Raw genomic sequence first — 13,751 nt, 5'->3', positions numbered from 1 at the left:
TTCCCCGTTAAGAGTTCCCGACTTTCAAGTCAGCACTTGAAAACCTCTTTTCCAATCCCCAATCCCTGTTCTCTCTTTCCTATGCTAGCAGGCTGAACTATCAGGTAATACTCACTTTCCCTACCAATGAAGCGTAGATTTTCTCTTGATTTTTAAGCAGCACCCATGTAATATAGCTCACAAATAATCATTAAATCCTATAAACCGACCGAGTAAGAGTAGTTTTTAAGCAAATGGGGTAAATAAAATGAGTTCGTGGCAGCGTGTGATTACAAAATCAAGACAAAGCTTATTCAAAATCACTGGTAGGGTAAGAGTTAACTCAATCAAAGGCTTTCTATCACTTGCTTTAGTTGGAGTAAGCTTGAGTGTAGCGATCGCCTCCTGCTCTGGCGGCAATGGCAATGGTACTGCTGATAATCCTACAGCAAATCCTGTGGCAGCAGGGAACAATAAACAGGATGTCGAAATAACCCTCGTTTCCTTTGCAGTTACCAGAGCTGCTTACGATACTATTGTTCCTAAGTTTGTTGAAAAGTGGAAACAAGAGCATAACCAGAATGTTTCCTTCAATCGCAGTTATGGGGGATCTGGTTCACAAACTCGTGCAGTCATCGATGGTTTAGAAGCAGATATAGTTCACTTGGCGCTGGCTTTAGACACTCAAAAAATTGAGAAGGCTGGACTGATTGAACCTGGATGGGAAAAAGAACTCCCCAATAATGCTGTTGTCTCTAGGTCAGTTGCAGCCCTCATCACTCGTCCAGGAAACCCAAAGAATATCAAAACTTGGGCAGATTTGGAAAAAGGCGATCTTAAAGTTATCACCGCTGACCCTAAAACCTCAGGTGTTGCTCGTTGGAACTTTCTTGCACTGTGGAACTCAGTCATGAAAACAGGGGGAGGAGAAGACAAAGCCCTCGACTATGTGACCAAAGTTTATAGTAATGTACCAATATTAACAAAAGATGCTCGTGAAGCTACTGATGCTTTTGCTAAGCAGGGTCAAGGAGACGTTTTGATTAACTACGAAAATGAAGCAATTTTGGCACAACAGAAGGGCGAGAAAGTTGATTATGTTGTTCCAGATGTGAATATTTCCATCGACAACCCAATAGCAATAGTAGATAAGAACGTTGATAAACACGGTACTCGTGAAGTAGCAGAAGCTTTTGTTCAATACCTCTTCACTCCAGAAGCACAGCAAGAGTTCGCCAAACTGGGATTTCGACCTTTAGATGAAGCAGTAGCCCAAAATAAAGAACTTAAAGCGCTTGCTGATAAATACACGAAGGTCAATAATTTAGGAAATGTTCAAGACTATGGCGGATGGGCGGAAGTGCAAACCAAATTTTTTGAAGATGGAGCAGTTTTTGACCAAATCCAAGCCAAAATCAGACGTTAGTCAATAGTCATTGGTCATTAGTTATTCTCCTTGTCTCCCTTCTATCCCCATGACCGTATCCTCTCCTTCATCACCACCTCAGCAAAAAGCTAGAAACAAGACTCCAGAATGGAAGAAGTTTTTGGATCAATTCTTCCATCTTCCTTGGACATGGCGAATTACATTGGGATATCTAACAGTGATGTTGATCATCCCAATCACTGCCATGTTTCTGAAAGCGGCGACTAAATCTCCGGCGGAGTTTTGGCAAATTGCTACTAGTCCGATCGCTTTATCAGCATATAGTGTAACTTTTGTAACAGCATTGGTAACAGCCTTACTGAATGGTGTTTTTGGTACTTTGATTGCTTGGGTCTTAGTGCGTTATGATTTTCCAGGCAAAAGATTTATTGACGCAACCGTAGATTTACCCTTTGCCTTGCCAACAGCAGTAGCAGGTTTAACTCTAGCCACTGTTTACAGCGATAATGGCTGGATTGGTTCGCTGTTCGCTCCCTTCGGTATCAAGATTTCCTTTACTAGCTTGGGTGTAGCTGTGGCGATGATTTTTATCTCGCTGCCTTTTGTAGTACGGACTGTACAACCTGTGCTTCAGGAAATGGAAAAAGAAATCGAAGAAGCTGCTTGGTCTTTAGGTGCGTCTCAATGGCAAACTTTCTGGAAAGTGATTTTACCGCCGTTATTTCCCACAATTTTGACAGGTGTAGCTTTGGGTTTCTCCCGTGCTGTTGGCGAATACGGTTCGACGGTAATTATATCTTCCAACACTCCCTTCAAAGATTTGATTGCACCTGTACTGATTTTCCAACGTCTAGAGCAGTATGACTATTCTGGTGCAACGGTAATTGGCATGGTGCTACTAGTGATTTCTTTGCTGATATTGCTAGCAATTAATTTCTTACAAAGTTGGGCAAGAAGATATGACACTAAATGAAGAAGCCTCTTTTCCACAACCCCACAAACAAAAACCAACCAAAACAAGAAGTTTTGTTCCTGTAATATTAATTGGGGTCGCGTTGGGGTATTTAGCGTTGATGCTGTATATCCCTGCTATCAATGTTTTTTACCAAGCATTCAAAAATGGAGTCGGGCCGTTTGTTTCTAACCTAACCCGAGAGGATTTTCTGAGTGCAGCCAAGCTGACAGTACTACTAGCTTTAATTGCTGTACCAGTAAATACTATATTTGGTTTATGTGCAGCTTGGGCGATCGCTCGTCACAAATTTCCTGGTCGCACTTTAATTTTGAGTATCATAGACCTACCCTTTTCAATTTCGCCTGTCGTTGCTGGTTTAATGATCGTGCTAGTTTATGGACGAAATGGCTGGTTTGGGGACTGGTTGCAAGAGCATGGTATCAAAATTATTTTTGCTTTCCCTGGGATGTTACTGGCTACAGCTTTTGTGAGTATGCCCTTTGTTGCCCGTGAAGTCATTCCCGTGTTAGAAGAGTTAGGAAGCGATCAAGAAGAAGCAGCACAAACTTTGGGTGCAAACAGCTGGCAAACATTTTGGCGTGTGACATTACCGAATATCCGTTGGGGTTTGCTTTACGGCTTAATTTTGACCAATGCTAGAGCAATGGGTGAATTCGGTGCTGTTTCCGTAGTCTCTGGAAACATCGCTGGTAAAACTCAAAGCTTACCTCTATTTGTAGAGGATGCTTACAAACAATATGAAACAGAAGCAGCCTATTCAGCTGCTGTGATCTTAGCGCTGCTTGCAGTCGTAACTTTGGTTTTGAAGGGGATTTTAGAACGGAAAACAGGTATCAAATCAACAAAGACTCATTAGTCATTAGTCATTTTGATGTTGTTTGTTGTTAGTTGTTGGAAATTACAATCACCGATCAACTACCAACAAATAACCAATGTGACTAATAACTAAGACATATAAGCCACAAAAAACCGTAGTTATCAGAAAGATAACCACGGCATAAAGTTTAAAACATTGGTTTTTCTGCTAGATATACTTAGTCACGACCATTTAGGGCGATCAACAGCCTCAAAATGAAGATGAAAAGGTTGATGTAAGTTAAGTACATCGACAAAGCCGCAGGTAGGTATTGGTCATTGCGGTAGGTACGTGGCAGAATGTAAAAATCGACTACAGACGCTCCAGCAAATAGGAATACACCCAAAGCAGAAATACCTATTTCTAACCAGCCTGGAGTATAGACACCAAACAAAGCAAAGACAAATTGCAAGCCGACAACTACGACTAGGGCGATAATACCCAGATTGATGGTTTTTGTCAGAGCCATACCGTCAGTGTCAGAAAGATTTGAACCTATCTGACGAGCGGCGATAAAGGTGATTCCACAACCAAGGGCTGCTAAACCTATTCCTTGAATACCTACACCCTCAGTTCTGAGCGCCACAAATACCAAGCCACTGAGAGTATAACCAGATAAAAGGCTATAGGCGGCTAATAGAGGCAGTGCAACGCTATTTTTGCCCTTTTCAGCAACATTCTGGGCGACAAAGAACAAAATTAATTCCACAATCACTGCACCGATGAAAGTGGGAAAGAACAATCCGGGGTTAGCACGGATAACTCCTAAACCGCCATAGGTTCCCAATGCTGTTAAGATGAGACCGCCTCCGAGATAAGGCAGAGCATTGGCTATGACATTTGGTCCGACTAGGGCTTGAGTTCTGGCCTCACGGATGGCGTCACGGAAGTTGCTAGTATTGCTCATATTTTACATTTGAGAATTTTACTGACTAATTCCATTCTTACTTAGATTTTTAGCTCATAATTAGAGAAATGAATCCGTAGACATTGTGTTTGCAAGCGCTGGGCATATTGCTCAAGGTCTTTGATGACCTCGCACTGCACAAGGGTTACATGCTCGTTAAAACTTGCCGTGAACAAAAACATCTCTGTATCGAACGGATATGGGTACAAAAATTATGCGTGTAAATACTGACCTACGGACTGAGAGTCTACATAAGTTCAGTGAAACAACGAATGGTTTCTCCAACCGTTCCTAAGGAAAATAATTACAGCTTAAGTGAAGTTTACGCAACTCCGTTTTTTAGGGAATAGGAGTTACCAAAAAGGAATTTCTATGGAAACAAGTCAGTCCTCTATGCGGTCTGATGGTATGGAGTTATTGCAGTTATACCATCAGAATCCTTCTATTGAACTTCGTAATCAGCTTGTTAAATTAAATACTGGCTTAGTACGGAAAATGGCTCATAAGTTTAGCCATCAATGTAATGAGCCTTATGAAGACTTAGAGCAAATCGGTTACTTTGGTTTAATCAGAGCAATTGAGCGTTTTGATCCCAGCCAAGGATATGCTTTTAGTTCCTTTGCTGTCCCATATATTCGGGGTGAGATGCTGCACTTTTTGCGCGATCGCAGTACTCTATTAAAAATTCCCCGTCGTTGGCAAGAACTCTACAATGAGGGGCAAAAAGTTCGTAAGGAATTGGCGGAAATTTTAGGTCGTCCTCCTAAGGATATAGAAATTGCTAAACAACTCAAGGTATCTGTGCAAGAGTGGCAAGAAACCAAATTAGCTGCTCAAAATCGTATGCCTTTAAGTTTAGACGCCACGGTAGTTAACTACATTGATTGTCAAATCACCTTGGGAGAGGCGCTTCCCTGTCCTCGTTCTGGCACTCAACAGCTACAAAACGAAGAACGGCAACAACTGCAAGGGGCAATTAGCATGTTAGAAGAAAAGCCTCGCATGGCAGTAGAACTAGTATTCTTGAAGGAACTTTCTCGCAAAGATGCCGCTAAGAAAATTGGCACTAGTCCAATGACAGTCACACGGTATCTGCAAAAGGGAATTCAGGATTTGATGTCGATGCTGCAAACACAAGCGTTATCAACAGGCTGAAAGCACATTTCCCAGGGTGAGTTGGGAACTTGTGCTAACGCCTCTTGTACCACAGCAGAACCTGCTCCCAGATAGCAGGAATTTTCCGTCAGATGACGCTTCCAAACTCGACTACCCGGTTGTCCAGCAAACAATTGCAACATGTGGCGGGTAATTTTGTTGAGTTTCAGACCTTTTGCTACCCAGTAATCAATATAAGCAAACATCGCTTCAGCAACTTCATGGCGAGACAGAGGTTGCATCGCCTCGCCGTAGATTTCACTATCTGCTGTGGCAAATAAATAGGGATGATCGTAAGCTGCACGCCCAATCATCACCGCATCTACCGATTGTAAATGCTCTTTTACCTGCTCGATGTTAAGAATTCCACCATTGATTTCGATAAATAGGTAGGGAAATTCCTGTTTCAGAAGATACACATCACCATAGCGCAGGGGTGGAATATCACGGTTTTCTTTCGGGCTTAACCCCTGTAACCAAGCTTTGCGAGCATGGACAGTAAAACGTTGGCAGCCTGCTTGTGAGACAATGCGAACAAAATTTTCCATATCTTCGTAGCGATCGCGATCGTCAATACCAATGCGGTGCTTAACACTAACTGGGATACGAGTAGCATTAATCATCTCAGCTACACAGTCTGCTACTTTCTCCGGGTGTGCCATTAAACAAGCCCCAAAATTGCCATCTTGAACACGACTACTCGGACAACCGACATTCAGATTGATTTCATCGTAGCCCATATCCTCAGCAATCCGGCTACATTCAGCTAATTCCTTGGGATTATCGCCTCCAACCTGCAAAACAAGGGGCTTTTCTTCTGGGGAAAAGCCTAATAGGTGTTCTTTGTCACCATGCAAAATCGCGGCAGTTGTCACCATCTCGGTATAAAGCAAAGTGCGACGTGTGATTTGCCGCATAAAATACCGAAAGTGACGATCTGTACGATCCATCATCGGTGCAACACTAAGAGGATAAGCACCATGAATCATGGATTGGGGCAAAGTAGCTGAATTCAAATAAGTCATGATCACGAGTCTAGCTTAGAGATAAGCTTTTTTGATAATTTCCATCCAGTGTTCAAGGTGTTGAAATAGCCTAAAGTTATTTATCTCAAAGGACTCCAGCATAAAATATCTCCGTAATCCCTCCCCATTAGCTTACAAGATACCTGGCTTACAAGTATTGGGGAAAAATTGAGAGTGGATTTTCAAGGATATCCAAAGGCTAGAGTTAAGCGATAGAATAGTTCAAATAGCTAGGGACAAATAACTTGCGATAAAATTCTCAGGTTACAAAAATATATCACCCTATACAATGCAAATTAACTGGCAAAGCGTCAAAACCTACGAAGACATTCTTTATCACAAAGCCGATGGCATTGCCAAAATCACCATCAATCGCCCCCACAAGCGCAATGCTTTCCGTCCCAAAACTATCTTTGAACTATACGATGCCTTTTGTGATGCCCGGGAAGATACTACTATAGGTGTTGTATTATTGACTGGTTATGGTCCGCATACTGATGGTAAATATGCCTTTTGTGCTGGCGGGGATCAGAGTGTACGCGGACAGGCAGGTTATGTAGATGATAGTGGGATTCCCCGGTTGAATGTATTAGATTTGCAACGTCTAATTCGGTCAATGCCAAAAGTAGTAATTGCTCTGGTAGCTGGGTATGCGATCGGGGGAGGACACGTCCTACATTTAATCTGTGACCTGACTATAGCCGCCGACAACGCCATTTTTGGACAGACGGGTCCGAAAGTAGGTAGCTTTGACGGTGGTTTTGGTGCTAGCTATCTAGCGCGGATTGTGGGACAAAAAAAGGCACGAGAGATTTGGTTTCTGTGCCGTCAATATAATGCCGAACAGGCGCTGGAAATGGGCTTGGTAAACTGCGTTGTGCCAGTGGAACAACTAGAAGCAGAAGGCATCCAGTGGGCAAAGGAAGTTTTAGAAAAAAGTCCCATTGCGATTCGTTGTTTAAAAGCAGCATTCAATGCTGATTGTGACGGACAAGCTGGCTTACAAGAACTTGCTGGTAATGCAACTTTACTTTACTACATGACAGAAGAAGGATCTGAGGGAAAACAGGCGTTTTTAGAGAAACGTCCGCCTAATTTCCGGCAATATCCTTGGCTACCGTGAGGGAAAGGTGGGGTAAAACCAGGGTTCATAAGCTATTTCAGACTTCTGGCTATACCGTAGCGCCTTTTAGGAGAGGGAGAGAGTGAGGGAGAGGTTCGTTGAACTCACATCAGTTAAACCTTCTTTCTGCTCTCTACCATCTATCTGCCTTCTAATCTATAAACCCTTCCTTTCCAAGCACCGCCTTGTCCTTGCCAATAACGTAACGCGGAGTCGAGAGTCATCAATGTATACAGAAAGGCGATTATTGGTAAACAGAAGGCTAACCACAAAGGACATTGATAAAAGCGAACCATCGGTAAGTAAGCCAAACTCATTAGCAACCATGCTGATAAGCCTGTGAGTGCAACTAAGCAATTTTCTGTCGAAGCACCGACAATCAAACCCAGAGGTGGAACTATATAAACTAAAATCATCCCGACTAGGGTTCCAACTAACAGCAACGGCGAATAGTGCAGTTGAGTAAAAGCAGTCCTTGCAACCATGTCCCAAATTGGAGATAGGGAGGGATAGGAACGTACGCTGTGAGTTGAAGAACTGAGTCCTAGCCAGATTTTGGGGGAGTGCGGAGGTGGGGAGATAGGGAGATGGGGAGATGGGGGAGAAGAGGATTTAACTGATTTGATAGCATGAGCAAGGGCGCAATCGTCAATTAATGCTTGCCGAATTACTTGCAAACCACCTATGCGCTTGAGTGCTGCTGTGCGAATTAGGATACAACCTCCTGCTGCTGCTGCTGTTGATTTTTGGGGATCATTTACCCAGCGAAAGGGATAGAGTTTTTGAAAGAAAAAGACAAAAGCTGGAATTAAAAGTTTTTCCCAAAAGTTTTCACATCTAAGTCGTACCATGAGGGAAACAAGGTCTAAATTTTCCTGTTCTGCCTTGGCAACAAGTTGACGTAGGTTGATTGGATCATGTTCAATATCTGCATCGGTAAGCAGCAAGTAATCTGGTTCGAGTATTGTTGTAGCTTTGTTGATACCTTGTTCCATTGCCCAGAGTTTGCCACTCCAACCAGGAGGTAATGCTTGGGCAGTAATAACATGCAATTGTTGGTTTTTATTTAAAGCTTGGGCAGTTTGTTGAGCAACTTTAGCAGTTCCATCTGTGCTGTGATCATCCACCAAAAATATCGTAAATGAACCTGGGTAGTTTTGGCAAAGGAGCGATCGCAATGTTTTTGGCAACAAATCTGCTTCGTTACGTGCTGGAATGACTGCACAAACTGATGGTAATTCTTCTAAGTGAGTTTCTATGACTTCTAGTTGTTGGTCTGTCTGCCAAAATTGCCCCCACAGAGTTAGTAATCCTATCCAAATTAATAAAGATACAATTACTATAGCTAGTTCAATTTTTTCCATAAATTAAGTTTATTTTAAAAAACGAACACCGATGCACACTGATGAACACGGATGAATTTGATGATTTATCAGTGTGTATCTGTGTTTATCTGTGGTCGTTATATCATAAAGTTTAGTGCTGTTCGCTGGAGATAGGTGATATATAAAAACGAACACCGATGCACACTGATGAACACGGATGAATTTGATGATTTATCGGTGTGTATCTGTGTTTATCTGTGGTCGTTATATCATAAAGTTTAGTGCTGTTCGCTGGAGATAGGTGATATATAAAAACGAACACCGATGCACACTGATGAACACGGATGAATTTGATGATTTATCGGTGTGTATCTGTGTTTATCTGTGGTCGTTATATCATAAAGTTTAGTGCTGTTCGCTGGAGATAGGTGATATATAAAAACGAACACCGATGTACACTGATGATTTGGCATAGTTTATTGGTATGCCTGTGGTTCAAATTAGACATCTCTCAGTTGTGAAGGTAAGTTATTCTTGTCGAACTCGACTTTACCATATTCAAGTTTTATAATTCTATCTGCTATATGAAAATAGCGATCATCGTGGGTGATTACCAATATTGTTTTACCTGTATCCCTGAGTTTTGGCAGTAGTTCTTTGTAGAATATTTCCTTGAATGCTGGGTCTTGATCTGCTGCCCATTCATCAAATAAATAAATGGGTCTATCTTCTAGGTATACGGTGAGCAATGCTAGTCTTTTACGTTGTCCTTGGGAAAGGGCGGTGGTAGAAAGTCTACCGTTTTTAACTTTTACTTTATGCTCTAACTGTAAAAGTTTGAGGTACTCTTGAACTTTATAATCTAGACTAGGATTTTCTAATCCTAAAAGTTCATCAAATAAATAAAAGTCAGAAAATACTACAGAAAAATGTTGACGATACCATTCTCGATTTTGTTCAGTAATTAAGTCTTGATCTAGTCTAATTTCTCCCACTTCTGGAATATAAAGTCCAGTAATTAATTTAGCTAAAGTTGATTTGCCGCTACCATTTCCCCCGATTATAAATACAATCTCTTGGGGATAAAGTGTCAGGTTGATAGGTCCCAAAATGAAACTTTTTTCTTCTTCTGCTGTATGATAACTGTGAATTACATCCTTGAGTTGTAAATGATGCCAAACAGTCTTAGCGGCAGGTGGAACTGTTGATACTTCAGCTCGATTAGTTAGAGATAAACCCAGTGATTCTATTTTTTGTAAGGCAATGCTGGCTTTACTTAAAAGCGGAAGTTTACTGATGATATTATTCATTGGCATCATTAAGTAAGTGAAGGTTAAGATATATCCAGAAAGAGTTTGCGCATTGATGGCTAGCAAATTAGGCAGTGCAAAAATGACAAAACCCATCGCGAAAAAGAAGATGAGTTGACCCCAACTGGTGGTTATGGCAAAAAAGGTGAAACCGTCAACGTTGTGACGACGGTATTTAGTAGCAGCTGATTGCAGTTTTTTGTTTAAAAAGACTTGACGTCGGTTGTAGTGGAGTTTAAGTTCTTTGACACCTTCAGTAATAGTACGGAAATGGTCAAATAGTACATCTTGATCTTCACGAGCTAGGGTGAGTAATTTTTTACCTCTGTTCAAAAACCACTGACAGCTAGCAATTGCTACTACAGATAATCCTGCAACCATCAGCAAGACTAACCAAGATAACCAAGTGATGTAAACAACACAGCCCAAGACGATCGCTAGGTTAATAAATAAAAAAGGCATTTGATAAACCCCATCAGCGACTGCTTGAATATCTTCGGTAAGGGTTGCTAAGAGGCGAGAATTTCCTAGTTGTTCTAAATGACTCAACTCGCAAGAGAGAATCTGGCGACTCAAACGCATCCGTAGTTGCAAGACTGCATTCTGAGACAAGCGAATCAACATTACTTGGGAAATAATGCTGGTGATGAGCGCAACTAATACCAATCCTACAAAACCCCAAATTATAATTTTTAAGGAAGAACCGGGGTTACTAGTAGTAACATTGCTGATGAGGGCTATTAAAGCAGCACTGCTACCACCACTGAGAAATCCAGTCGCGATCGCGATCGCGATCATTTTCCAAGAAGAACGCAGCAGAAAAGAAATCAAATCCATGATATTTGTTTACAAACCAATATAGTTGGCGCTCCTTGGGGAAATTTTATCTTTATACAGTAAAAAATTATGAAGATATCAAACCAGGTAGTTGTATTCACCACTACTTCTGCTAATAGCATAGTTAAATCAGTGAACAATTATCAGCCCTATGGCGGGGGTCAGATAAGCTGTTTCGCCGGTCATGAAACTGATAACTGTTAACAGTTTTGTGGGCAGAAACAGGATGAGTGTAAATCTGAAGCCTTTGATAGATCAAATTCCTGTGGTAAATTGGGGAACTGCTTCCATTAAAACAACCCGCTATCTACCCCTCAACCACCGGTGCATTCTCTGCATCTTTCCCAAATACAGTTGCTCTTTTGGCACTTTTCATCATGGCTACAACGCCGTTTTTTTATAATAAAAAACAGGTACTAATTCCGTCGTCTGTGCAAAATTTTGATTGGGAATGCCCAATCATCCTAATCAATTCATCTAGGTACAAGCATGTAGGTAAATAAACACAATTAAATAAAAAATTAAACTATGGGACAGACAAAAGCATTTCAACCTAAAGAAAGATTACCAAGTTTTTCGATTGTCCTAGAAACAGAAAACTTGGCTAATGCTGAGATCAACAAACTATCTGAGTCTCTAAATTCATTAGTAAATCAAGACCTCTCACCTACTCAAGCTAATGAAGTGTTATTAATAGATAGCGGTGATGTTCCTCCCCAGAAGCTAGAACAGCTACGTCAAAAATATCCCTGGATTAAAGTTTATCAAGCACCATCAGGAACTGGATATTACCAAGCAAAAATGCTGGGAGCTAATCTAGTCACAGGGGAGATAGTAGTCTATTGTGACTCTGACTGCATCTATGAAACTAACTGGTTAAGAAATCTCCTCATCCCTTTCACTCAAAGCGATGAGATCCAAATTGTTGCGGGAGAAACAACAACACAAGCTAGGGGAATCTACGGCACAGCTATGGCTTTAACTTATATATTTCCTCAATATTCCCAGCAGAAAACTCTCCAACCCACTTCCCAATACTTTCTCAATAACGTTGCTTTCCGCCGCGAATTTCTCCTACAGTACCCCATTCCCACCGAACTTGTTCTCTACCGAGGTAACTGTGTAATTCATGCTCACACATTACGTTCCTTGGGCTATACAATTTGGAGACAACCACAAGCCAGAGCAACCCACGCCCCACCATCAGGGCTATCTCACTTTTTCTGGCGTTTCTTATTAATTGGTCACGATTATTACTGGCAAAACCGTTTGCTAGCAAAATTTCAACAGAAGTATCGTGACCCTACAGCCGGGTTACAAAGTAAGTTACAAATTTTATCTAAAAGGCTAAGTAAGATGTTTACTAATCAACCAATTCACATAATTTACTTGCCTTTAGCAATTCCCATTGTTATTACTTCAGTAGTTTTAGTTTTTATAGGTTATGTAATTACCTTATTTCAACCTCATTACTTGCTTAAAGTTTACAATCAAATTTTGGGTGAATTTGAAGCAGCATAATGGCCAATAATTAATAGTTATGAATAATCAAAAATTATTCACACATGGATAATTCATCTGTATCCATCTGTGTACATCTGTGTTTATCGGTGGTCGATTTTCATTACTTCCACGGAGAGATGACACCATCACCCTCTACCCGCAGATATCTTCCGCGCCAATAAATACGCTGTCCAAACGCACCCATAACCCAAACAATAAAGCTGAGTGAGTCTCGTAACGGGATTATCCAAAGCCAATGTAAGAGTTTGGGACAGTTCATGCTCAAAATACTTACTAGTACTTGCATATAACGAATAGTAATCGTGGTTAAGCACAGAACTACTGCCCAACCAGCAAACCCCGACAGTAACAACAGCGGAATACAGTAGACAGTACCGTAGCAGAACACCATGGTATAGTACTGTGCGCCGCGATTGTAACGGATAGTCCGCGCCCAGCGTAATTCTCGGGTAAATACCTGCTTTAAGTTTTCTCGACCAGTATCCCACTCCAAAATATGGGGTGATAGTTCTACCTTATAACCTGCTTGGGCTGCTCTTTTGCCAAGATTGTAGTCTGAACCAATGCGGTTGAAGTGCAAACCACCAAAATCAGCTAACGTAGTTTTGCGAGTAGCGATAGTTACTCCTATAGTTAGGCGTAGACCATCGTCAAGTCTACGAGCTATTAACAAACTAGGAATAAAGTCAACACAGCGACCTAAAGAAGCAACAGCAGCACCCAGATATTGGGGGTTGTACCCGATATAAGCGCTGGTTACAACATCTGCTGTCCCATTAAGCAAAGGACTTACAAGTGTGCGGATGTAGTCAGGATCTACTCGGATATCACCATCAGCAAAGATGATCACTTCATGTTGAGACTGTTCCAATAAATAGCTCAGGTTGCTATCTTTATAGTTGACTCCCCGTGGTTCCAAACCAATAAACAGTCTTACTTGCTCCGGAAAAGTTGCAACCAGCCTTTTGAGCAAGGGAACAGCAGAGTCTTTGGGATCTGTCACTCCAAACAGCACTTCATAATTCGGATAGTTTTGCTTACACAGCGACGACCAATTTTCCCATGCTCCCTCATCTAATCCACTTACCGATACCATGATTGAGACTGGTACATCTTGGCTACTGGGAATTTGCTGTTGGGTAGACGCAAAAAACTGATGGGTAAAAATAGCACATGCAATGTAAAATACCACTGAGCCAAGCATCAGCGTTAGGAATATAATTTCTAGGATAATAATCATTTGGAGTTGCTTGTAAATACATAGCCCAAAAAAAGTAAGCTTTTGTTGATCTAGCCTCTAATTTCAGATTAACTCCCTAAAACCCAAGAACATCCTCAACAATGGCA

General features: G+C 41.4%; 11 protein-coding genes. 6 read left to right on the top strand and 5 right to left on the bottom strand.

The genetic code is table 11. The annotated features are described in order from the left end of the window. Positions 1-247: 247 nt before the first annotated feature. From NIES592_RS12125 to cysW, 3 genes are read left to right on the top strand one after another with little or no spacing between them, the layout of a single operon-like run. The gene (locus tag NIES592_RS12125) at positions 248-1,405 is read left to right on the top strand and encodes a sulfate ABC transporter substrate-binding protein (RefSeq protein WP_073555860.1); all 1,158 of its coding nucleotides are present in this window, start codon (positions 248-250) and stop codon (positions 1,403-1,405) included. A 49-nt stretch (positions 1,406-1,454) separates the two neighbouring features. After that, entirely contained in the window at positions 1,455-2,339 is an 885-nt protein-coding gene (gene cysT / locus NIES592_RS12120; protein WP_062246652.1) for a sulfate ABC transporter permease subunit CysT, read from the top strand. After that, complete coding sequence (gene cysW / locus NIES592_RS12115; protein ID WP_062246651.1) at positions 2,326-3,198, top strand: sulfate ABC transporter permease subunit CysW; 873 nt, start codon at positions 2,326-2,328, stop codon at positions 3,196-3,198. Before cysT ends, cysW begins: the two co-directional genes overlap by 14 nt. 178 nt (positions 3,199-3,376) lie before the next feature. Here cysW and NIES592_RS12110 read toward each other — a convergent pair whose 3' ends face one another. Beyond that, complete coding sequence (locus NIES592_RS12110; RefSeq protein ID WP_062246650.1) at positions 3,377-4,105, bottom strand: Bax inhibitor-1/YccA family protein; 729 nt, start codon at positions 4,103-4,105, stop codon at positions 3,377-3,379. A gap of 372 nt (positions 4,106-4,477) precedes the next feature. On the opposite strand from NIES592_RS12110, the gene NIES592_RS12105 reads away from it, so the two are divergent. Then, a complete protein-coding gene (locus NIES592_RS12105) occupies positions 4,478-5,260 on the top strand; it encodes an RNA polymerase sigma factor SigF (protein WP_073555859.1) in 783 nt (260 codons plus the stop codon). Here NIES592_RS12105 and dusA read toward each other — a convergent pair. Next, positions 5,212-6,285: a tRNA dihydrouridine(20/20a) synthase DusA gene (gene dusA, locus NIES592_RS12100; protein WP_256678122.1), complete on the bottom strand. Its 1,074-nt coding sequence runs from the start codon at positions 6,283-6,285 to the stop codon at positions 5,212-5,214. The genes NIES592_RS12105 and dusA overlap by 49 nt on opposite strands. A 289-nt stretch (positions 6,286-6,574) precedes the next feature. On the opposite strand from dusA, the gene menB reads away from it, so the two are divergent. Further along, positions 6,575-7,408: a 1,4-dihydroxy-2-naphthoyl-CoA synthase gene (menB, locus tag NIES592_RS12095; protein ID WP_062246648.1), complete on the top strand. Its 834-nt coding sequence runs from the start codon at positions 6,575-6,577 to the stop codon at positions 7,406-7,408. A gap of 140 nt (positions 7,409-7,548) precedes the next feature. Here menB and NIES592_RS12090 read toward each other — a convergent pair whose 3' ends face one another. Both NIES592_RS12090 and NIES592_RS12085 read right to left on the bottom strand, forming a co-directional pair. Next, a complete protein-coding gene (locus NIES592_RS12090; RefSeq protein WP_073555858.1) occupies positions 7,549-8,772 on the bottom strand; it encodes a glycosyltransferase in 1,224 nt (407 codons plus the stop codon). A gap of 461 nt (positions 8,773-9,233) precedes the next feature. Next, positions 9,234-10,880: a cyclic peptide export ABC transporter gene (locus tag NIES592_RS12085; protein WP_073555857.1), complete on the bottom strand. Its 1,647-nt coding sequence runs from the start codon at positions 10,878-10,880 to the stop codon at positions 9,234-9,236. A gap of 528 nt (positions 10,881-11,408) precedes the next feature. On the opposite strand from NIES592_RS12085, the gene NIES592_RS12080 reads away from it, so the two are divergent. Next, entirely contained in the window at positions 11,409-12,401 is a 993-nt protein-coding gene (locus tag NIES592_RS12080; protein ID WP_073555856.1) for a glycosyltransferase, read from the top strand. A gap of 103 nt (positions 12,402-12,504) precedes the next feature. Here the strand turns inward: NIES592_RS12080 and NIES592_RS12075 are convergent, their stop codons facing one another. Then, entirely contained in the window at positions 12,505-13,644 is a 1,140-nt protein-coding gene (locus NIES592_RS12075; RefSeq protein ID WP_062246642.1) for a glycosyltransferase, read from the bottom strand. Positions 13,645-13,751 lie beyond the last annotated feature (107 nt).

The organism is Fischerella major NIES-592 (assembly GCF_001904645.1).
In the GTDB taxonomy this organism is placed as follows: domain Bacteria; phylum Cyanobacteriota; class Cyanobacteriia; order Cyanobacteriales; family Nostocaceae; genus Fischerella; species Fischerella thermalis.
This window is presented reverse-complemented; position numbering and strand designations above follow the sequence as displayed.

What these genes read in the sequence shown, in the direction of transcription:
- dusA (WP_256678122.1), bottom strand. Translation starts at nt 6,285, where the DNA reads ATGACTTATTTGAATTCAGCTACTTTGCCCCAATCCATGATTCATGGT.
- NIES592_RS12090 (WP_073555858.1), bottom strand. Translation starts at nt 8,772, where the DNA reads ATGGAAAAAATTGAACTAGCTATAGTAATTGTATCTTTATTAATTTGG.
- NIES592_RS12075 (WP_062246642.1), bottom strand. Translation starts at nt 13,644, where the DNA reads ATGATTATTATCCTAGAAATTATATTCCTAACGCTGATGCTTGGCTCA.
- NIES592_RS12125 (WP_073555860.1), top strand. Translation starts at nt 248, where the DNA reads ATGAGTTCGTGGCAGCGTGTGATTACAAAATCAAGACAAAGCTTATTC.
- NIES592_RS12085 (WP_073555857.1), bottom strand. Translation starts at nt 10,880, where the DNA reads ATGGATTTGATTTCTTTTCTGCTGCGTTCTTCTTGGAAAATGATCGCG.
- cysT (WP_062246652.1), top strand. Translation starts at nt 1,455, where the DNA reads ATGACCGTATCCTCTCCTTCATCACCACCTCAGCAAAAAGCTAGAAAC.
- cysW (WP_062246651.1), top strand. Translation starts at nt 2,326, where the DNA reads ATGACACTAAATGAAGAAGCCTCTTTTCCACAACCCCACAAACAAAAA.
- menB (WP_062246648.1), top strand. Translation starts at nt 6,575, where the DNA reads ATGCAAATTAACTGGCAAAGCGTCAAAACCTACGAAGACATTCTTTAT.
- NIES592_RS12080 (WP_073555856.1), top strand. Translation starts at nt 11,409, where the DNA reads ATGGGACAGACAAAAGCATTTCAACCTAAAGAAAGATTACCAAGTTTT.
- NIES592_RS12110 (WP_062246650.1), bottom strand. Translation starts at nt 4,105, where the DNA reads ATGAGCAATACTAGCAACTTCCGTGACGCCATCCGTGAGGCCAGAACT.
- NIES592_RS12105 (WP_073555859.1), top strand. Translation starts at nt 4,478, where the DNA reads ATGGAAACAAGTCAGTCCTCTATGCGGTCTGATGGTATGGAGTTATTG.